Consider the following 397-nt stretch of genomic DNA (forward strand, 5'->3'; position numbering starts at 1 on the left):
GGCAGTTATGCTAGGAATTTAAGCACAATTATTGATCCTGCGCCAACGATCCGCCCGCTGAGGCGGGTTTTTTGTTTCGGCCGGATCGCTCGATGGCGGCCTTGTTTCAAGTTTCGGTCTTTCGGCGTGGCAAGTTTCACCGCCAATCGTCAAGCACGTCCGAAATGAAAGGGCTGTTTGACAGCCACGCCTGGAGAAAAGTGAACCTGATCGGTCAAGGCCTCGCCTCATCGGCCGTAAGTGCGTGCTCTCGCGTGCCGGAGACGATGATCTCCAGGACCTCATGCTCGCCGGTGTTCCTGACGTAGCGATCGCCGACGTTCTCGCCGCGCTTCAGCACCATCACGCGATCGCCCACAGCGAATATGTCAACGAGGCGGTGGGAGATGATGATCTG

The 397-nt window shown here is 57.2% G+C and carries 1 pseudogene; it reads right to left on the reverse strand.

The window, feature by feature from the left end:
- Positions 1–214 precede the first annotated feature (214 nt).
- A pseudogene (locus tag EOA86_RS38285) lies at positions 215–397 on the reverse strand (sugar ABC transporter ATP-binding protein); the annotation flags it as partial.

Origin of the sequence: Mesorhizobium sp. M5C.F.Ca.IN.020.32.2.1, assembly GCF_004023105.1 — a bacterium.
In the GTDB taxonomy this organism is placed as follows: Bacteria; Pseudomonadota; Alphaproteobacteria; order Rhizobiales; family Rhizobiaceae; genus Mesorhizobium; species Mesorhizobium wenxiniae.